Below are 6,289 nucleotides of genomic sequence, written 5' to 3'. Positions count from 1 at the left end.
CATGTCAATCGGGCTCCGCCAATGGGCGCATGGGTTCTGATCCAAGAGTCTTGGTATGAGCGAAACGAAAGAGTCCAGCGAGGGATTCCGCCGCTTGCGGTCCCGTGCGAACCTTGGTCATACGCACTGGGATTTCCATCACTGTCTGCGACGCGAGCGTCGGCGCCTCGACGCTCTGGTCATCGACCGCGACACAGCGCAGAAACACGATCCTTGTGTCGGTGATTCTGGCGTCAGGCGAAGTGCCCGTGATGATCGGGATTCGACTGTTTTCCCTCCCCACGAACTGGTTCAGTGATGCGGCGTGCATGGATCAGGGCAAAGGTTCATGGCGGGGCTTGCGCCTGCCGTACCAAGCCTGAGATCGCATTGGCGGAGATCGACCGTGTGCGCAGTGCGAGCGTGTGCTTTTGCGGTATCCTGGCCGCCGGCGGCTATGGCCTGTCTGGCCTCTGGCATTCCCTGCAAGCAGAAAGTCTACCCGGCTGACGTTACCGTGATCTTCCCGGTCGCCCTGCGGATGACCGCGCGAGCACCATATTCCCAACGTTCCATCCTGTCCGGCGCAGGAGATCCTTTAGTGTGAAGTGGCAGACCGTGAGTTGGCACGAAAGGCATGCTTTCAACCCTGTTCGCTGCCATGGGTGTCTGCGTCGGCGACGGACCGCCGCAGCGCGTTGGCAATCCTGGGCAGCAGCATCTACCCGACGTGGAGGTCTGGCTGGTGGGCGAGCATCGCTCCACTGGAGCGCGCGAATTTTACCTCAGGAACCTGCCCGCCAACACTCCGTCCAGGAAACTGGACGGGGCCATCAAGGCCCGCTGGCTCTGCGAGCAGGCCCATCAGCAACTCAGGGAAGAGTTGGGCCTTGACCACTTGGAAGCTCGATCATGGCAGGGCCTGCACCGACATGCGCTCATGACCATGATCGCGTTCGCCTTCCTACAAGCTCGCCGGCTGAAGGCAGCGGGTCGGAAAAAAGAGCCGTGCCCCCCGCCGCAACCGAGCCTGCCAGCTATCAGGCAAGCGATCCTGGTCCAACTCAGTCAGCCGCCGCCCATCTGTCCCCATTGCCGTCGCAAGTGACGAAAATGCTCAATAGATTCTGCCAAATTAATTCTAGGGTGATGGCCTGATCAAATAATTGCCTTTAATGACTAATTCTCTGCTGTGTTGTCGGGCCGCAAAGTTCACTTGCCGCCGCTCTGATTCAACCACTGAGACGTGAAATGTTTTGGCCAAAACGTGCCCGCCATTCCGCAGACAGCTGTGCTGCTGGTGGAAGTCCGGCATCGGCGAGTAGGGCGGTGATCTCAGAATGAATGGTATGGAAAGCGTTGTCTCAATCCCCCACGAACTGCAGGGCTTCGTAGCCCGCATCCAGGTCGACGCTTGGATCCGCTTAGGTAATCACGGCTTGCTGTTGTTTTTTGTGCACGAACCATCAGCGTCGCTAGCGCCCACACTTGTCCCTCGGTCAGAGAAACAGGCTCTATAGTACGCGCGCTCATTGCGCGGGAACTTTCACGCGGTTCATCGAACTCAGCTTCGATATTGACACGCTCTATACGCACTCAACGCTCGGCCTCGGGGAGTCGGAGGTGGCAAGCGATCGGCGTACTTCGAGCTTTTCGACGATGGGGCGTAGATCGTCCGGCGTGCGCACCCAGTAAATTAGGCCACGCAGTTGCAGGTGTTCTGGGAGGCGGGGTATGCGATCTCAGGGCCTCTGTGCACCAGTATCGTGCACCACAAGAGCCCAGCATGTGCCTGAAATCAAAAAATTTCTTTGGACATCAATGCTTTAGGAAATCCTTGGTGGAGCTGAGGGGAATCGAACCCCTGACCTCTGCAGTGCGATTGCAGCGCTCTCCCATCTGAGCTACAGCCCCCGACCAAGATGAGGGCTTTTACGGTCAGTCCGGTGGCTCTGTCAATCCGTTCGTGGCGGTGGTTGGGGATGTTCACATCCCGGCGCCAGGCAACGGGGAATGGTCGAAAGTGCACAGGGTCTGAGCCTGTTCAGCTTGCCTGAAGCCATGGAACTGGCGCCGCGACAAGGTAGAGGTGCCGGTCTGTGCCGGCTGCATCGTCTGTCGCCTCGCGGGTCTTTCACCTGCTGGCGCTCTGGTCTGCATTGCGACCCGTGAGGCTCACGCGTGGTCGCGAACTCCCGCTCGTGTGTTGGCTTTCGGCGTCCGCAGCTACGTCCTTGCTTCAACAACAGGTCAGGAAGTTGCGCATCCGCGGCGTGCGATGGTTCATGAGCAGCCTGGCCTCGACAGGCGCCCGATGAACCAGGTCCGTCCGGTTTTGGGGCGTTTCCGATCGTGACGGGCGTCTTGAACAGAATGCCGGCTTCTGGCGCCAGTCCTCCTAAGGGCGCGCATCACTGGGAGTGGTGCTCCGGGGGCCATACGCCTGAAACGACCCCCGACATGAAGACGTCTCGCGCGGCCGCAAGGCTGGCTGCGATATCACGTTGCAATCAGGCTGTGGTCATCGTGGCCGGCGATCGTGACGTCAATGATCGCGCCGTAGGGGGCCGGGGTTCGCAGGCGGACGGGCGTGAAGGCTTCGGTGCGGGCCTGTTTGCGCTCGACCAGCACGCGGCGACGTTGGCCAACCTCGCTGTCCAGATGGGCCTTGAGCGCGATGTCGCCGGCAGCGCGCAGGCGGCGGGCGCGCTCCTTGATTTCGGCGGGGCTGACCTGCGGCATGCGGGCCGCCGGCGTGCCGGGGCGGGGAGAAAACGGGAATACGTGCAGGTGGGTGAGGCCGCACTCGGCTACGAGATCGAGGGAGCGCTGGAACATGCTCCCGGTTTCGGTCGGGAAGCCGGTGATGATGTCGGCGCCGATCACGATGTCCGGGCGCAGGCGGCGCGCCTCGGCGCAGAATGCGATGGCGTCGGCGCGGTTGTGCCGACGTTTCATCCGCTTCAGAATCATGTCGTCGCCCGCCTGCAGCGACAGATGCAGGTGTGGCATCAGCCGTGGCTCATCGGCCAGCGCCGCCATCAGGTCGGCGTCAGCTTCGACCGAATCGATTGACGACAGGCGCAGGCGCGGCAGTTCGGGCACATGCTTCAGCACCTGGCGCACCAGGGTTCCAAGGCGCGGACGTCCCGGCAGGTCGTCGCCAAAACTGGTGATGTCGACGCCGCTCAGCACCACCTCCGCCGCGCCCAGCGCCACCGCCTTGCGCACCTCGTTCACCACCAGGCCCATGGGAGCGGAGCGCGACGGGCCGCGACCGTAAGGAATGATGCAGAAGGTGCAGCGATGGTCGCAGCCGTTCTGCACCTGAATGAAGGCGCGCGCCTTCACGGCATAGCCGTCGACCAGATGCGGCGCGGTTTCGCGCACCTCCATGATGTCGCCAACCAGCGTGCGCGGCGCTTCGGCCTGCCCCGGAGCCAGCAGCGACCGCCAGGCGTCGCCGCGCATCTTCTCGGCGTTGCCGATGACGTGGCCGACCTCTGGCATGGCGCTGAACGTCGCGGGCTCGACCTGAGCGGCGCAGCCGGTGACGATGATGGTGGCGTCCGGGTTCTCGCGACCAAGCCGGCGGATGGTCTGCCGGGCCTGGCGGGTTGCCTCCGCCGTAACGGCGCAGGTGTTGACGATGACGACCGGCCCCACGCCATCGCCGCCAGTCGCCGCCAGGGCGTGGCGTTTCATGGTCTCCGATTCGGCGGCGTTGAGGCGGCAGCCGAAAGTAACGACCTCGACGGACATCAGGCGGCGTCCGGCGTTGGTCCCGCGGCGAAATCGTCCGGCAGGCGACCTTCCCATTCCAGTTCGGTCGGGCCGGTCATCAGCACGTGGCCGTCGCTCTCACGCCAGGCGATGGTCAACTGGCCGCCGGGAAGGTCGATGGCGACCTCACGGTCGGCCAGGCCACGGCGGATGGCCGCCACGGCGGTGGCGCAGGCGGCGGTGCCGCAAGCCAGCGTCGGCCCGGCGCCGCGCTCCCAGACGCGCAGCAGAATGTGGCCGCGATCCAGAACCTGGGCGAAGGAGACGTTGGTTCGTTGCGGAAACAGTGGATGCCGCTCCAGCGCCGGACCATGGGTCGCAAGGTCATAGCTCTGCTGGTCGGGGACGAAGCAGACCAGATGCGGGTTGCCCATGCCGAGCGCCGAGGCAAGGCCAGGCGCTGTCCAGCCGGGAAGGTCAACGGCGACGGCGTCCGGATCGGCGACGGCGTGGGCGAGAGGGATCTCGCGCCAGTCGAAGCGGGGCGGCCCCATGTCGACGGTGGAGCGGGCTTCGCTGATGCGCTGCGCTTCCAGCGCGCCGGCGGCGGTTTCCAGCCTGACGCGTTCCGGTCCGCCGTCGCGGCCAAGGGCCCAGGCGACGCAGCGCGTGCCGTTGCCGCAGGCCGCGGAGGCGGAGCCGTCATTATTGTAGATGCGCATGAAAGCAGCGGCGCTGGGAGAATCGTGCAGCGCCATCAACTGGTCGAAGCGCGAGCGCGGGTCGGCGGCGATGGCGCGGGCCTCGGCGGGCGTGATGACGTGGTCGCGCCCGCGCAGATCCATGACGAGGATTTCGTTGCCGAGGCCGTTCATCTTCAGAAAGGGAAAGCCGGCGAGGGGCGAAGCGGCGGCCATGGCGTGCGCAATCCTGCTTTCGGGCGCCGTCGCCAATGCGACCTGAGCAGCGCCCTGCTTGAAACATGGTCCCCTATATGGCTCCGGCGGCGGCAAAAAGCCAGCTTCGCCAGAGGCCGGTCCAGCCTGAAGCAAGGTCTGGTTCAACTGGGCGGCGCGCTGGTCTGGCGCGGCGTTTGCCGCGTCCGCAAGCCGTTGTGCGCTGACGCCGGGTTTTGTGTTCAGACGCTCGCGCGTTGACGCAAAGCAGCCTACATTCCGCCGCAGGGCGCGTGGACGATTCCGCCAGTGGCTTCCTGGGAGATGATTCCCGGTGGGCCTGGTCCGGCCATGGCCGGGTCAGGCCAAAGGCCGGGGTGGCCGCCGCAGGGCGCGCAAGATGGTGATCGGCGATGCAGCGCATGGAACATGAGGCGGCCATTCGGCGGGTACAGATCCAGGACACGCGCCGGCGCGGCTTTGCGCGTGGTCCGGCGCGCGCCGTGGCGGCGCCTGGCTGGTCTGGCCCGGCGAGGCTGATGCTGGCGTCGGCGCTGGCGCTGGCGCTGGCGCTGGCAGTGGCGCTGTGCGCGGCGTCGGCCAGGGCCGAAGGGGCTGACGTCAGGGGCGGCGACGGCAAGGGGGCCGCTGTGGCCCCGGCGCCTGGACCAGGCGCAACGCCAGCGGCGACGCCTTCTGCGCCGGCTGGAGCCGCGCAGCCGGCCGCTGGAGCCCAGAAGCAGGACGCCCGGAAACAGGATCCCAAAGACCAGAACGCGAAAGGCCAGGGAGGCGACCAGGGAAAAGGCGTTGCTCCTGCCGATGAAGGCGAGCGCGTCGGGCCGGTTGATGAGGGCACGGACGAGGATGCGGCGACGCTGCCGGAGCCGGATGACGGCAAGCTGCGCCGCGGGGCCGAAGGACCGCCCCCGGCGCCGCGTGGCCCGACGGCTTATGTGGGTCTGCCGACCCTGCTGCCGTCGCCGGCGGAGGCCGGGCATATCGATGAAGTCGAGCTGCCAAAGCGCCCCATGGCGATCCTCTCCGGCCGCAGCAGCTGGGATGACGGTTTCAAAAGCCTGTTCGACAGCTTCGACGCCATCGCCGCGGAGCTGGCGAAAGCGGGCCTGAAGCCGGCGGGCCGGCCGCTGGCGGTGTTCGTGTCGACTGACGAGAGCGGCTTCAGCTTCGAAGCAATGACCCCGGTGGCGGCCGCGCCGGCCGATCCGGCCAAAGTGGGCGGCGGCGTGCGTTTCGGCGATTCGCCGGCTGGCAAGGCGATCCGCTTCACCCACAAGGCGCCTTACGAGGAAATCGACACCACCTATGAGGCGATCACCGCTTATCTCGATTCCAAGAACATCGCCGCGCAGGACGCCTTTATCGAGGAGTATGTGACGGATCCGAAGGATCCGTCCGACGCCACGCTGCAGATCAATATCTATGTGCAGCCAAAGCCGGCAGGCGGCGACGCGGGCCGGAACCCGGCGAATCCCGGCCCGTCGGCCTCGCCAGAAGCCGCGCAAAAGCCGGGGGCTCCCGCCGCCGGCGGCCAAACGCCGGCGCCGCCTGATCCGGCCCCGCCGAAAGACGGCCCGGCTGGCAAGCCCTCGCGGTGAAGCCGCGCCGGTCGGCGCATCACGCTTTGCCCGCCGTTATCGCGCTGCTGGCGCGACGGCGGCGGATCAGCC

The 6,289-nt window shown here is 65.8% G+C and carries 5 protein-coding genes and 1 tRNA gene; 2 read left to right on the top strand and 4 right to left on the bottom strand.

Annotated features, from left to right (window positions below; translation table 11 throughout):
- The first annotated feature begins 616 nt into the window (after positions 1–616).
- Positions 617–1,087, top strand: a complete 471-nt coding sequence (locus IE243_RS23990) for a hypothetical protein (RefSeq protein ID WP_191320903.1) — start codon at positions 617–619, stop codon at positions 1,085–1,087.
- A 478-nt stretch (positions 1,088–1,565) separates the two neighbouring features.
- Here IE243_RS23990 and IE243_RS23985 read toward each other — a convergent pair whose 3' ends face one another.
- From IE243_RS23985 to dapF, 4 genes are all read right to left on the bottom strand, one after another.
- Positions 1,566–1,688: a hypothetical protein gene (locus IE243_RS23985; protein WP_373301720.1), complete on the bottom strand. Its 123-nt coding sequence runs from the start codon at positions 1,686–1,688 to the stop codon at positions 1,566–1,568.
- 129 nt (positions 1,689–1,817) lie between these two features.
- Positions 1,818–1,893 (bottom strand) — tRNA-Ala (locus IE243_RS18770).
- A 585-nt stretch (positions 1,894–2,478) separates the two neighbouring features.
- A complete protein-coding gene (mtaB, locus tag IE243_RS18765) occupies positions 2,479–3,741 on the bottom strand; it encodes a tRNA (N(6)-L-threonylcarbamoyladenosine(37)-C(2))-methylthiotransferase MtaB (RefSeq protein WP_191320902.1) in 1,263 nt (420 codons plus the stop codon).
- The gene (dapF, locus tag IE243_RS18760; protein WP_191320901.1) at positions 3,741–4,619 is read right to left on the bottom strand and encodes a diaminopimelate epimerase; all 879 of its coding nucleotides are present in this window, start codon (positions 4,617–4,619) and stop codon (positions 3,741–3,743) included. The genes mtaB and dapF overlap by 1 nt, the downstream gene beginning before the upstream one ends.
- 392 nt (positions 4,620–5,011) lie before the next feature.
- On the opposite strand from dapF, the gene IE243_RS18755 reads away from it, so the two are divergent.
- A complete protein-coding gene (locus IE243_RS18755; protein WP_191320900.1) occupies positions 5,012–6,217 on the top strand; it encodes a GyrI-like domain-containing protein in 1,206 nt (401 codons plus the stop codon).
- Positions 6,218–6,289: the final 72 nt, after the last annotated feature.

The organism is Camelimonas fluminis (assembly GCF_014656355.1).
Classification (GTDB): Bacteria; Pseudomonadota; Alphaproteobacteria; order Rhizobiales; family Beijerinckiaceae; genus Camelimonas; species Camelimonas fluminis.
Note: the sequence above shows the minus strand (reverse complement) of the source record. Positions and strands in the feature narration are given on the sequence as shown.

What these genes read in the sequence shown, in the direction of transcription:
- IE243_RS23990 (WP_191320903.1), top strand. Translation starts at nt 617, where the DNA reads ATGCTTTCAACCCTGTTCGCTGCCATGGGTGTCTGCGTCGGCGACGGA.
- IE243_RS18755 (WP_191320900.1), top strand. Translation starts at nt 5,012, where the DNA reads ATGCAGCGCATGGAACATGAGGCGGCCATTCGGCGGGTACAGATCCAG.
- mtaB (WP_191320902.1), bottom strand. Translation starts at nt 3,741, where the DNA reads ATGTCCGTCGAGGTCGTTACTTTCGGCTGCCGCCTCAACGCCGCCGAA.
- dapF (WP_191320901.1), bottom strand. Translation starts at nt 4,619, where the DNA reads ATGGCCGCCGCTTCGCCCCTCGCCGGCTTTCCCTTTCTGAAGATGAAC.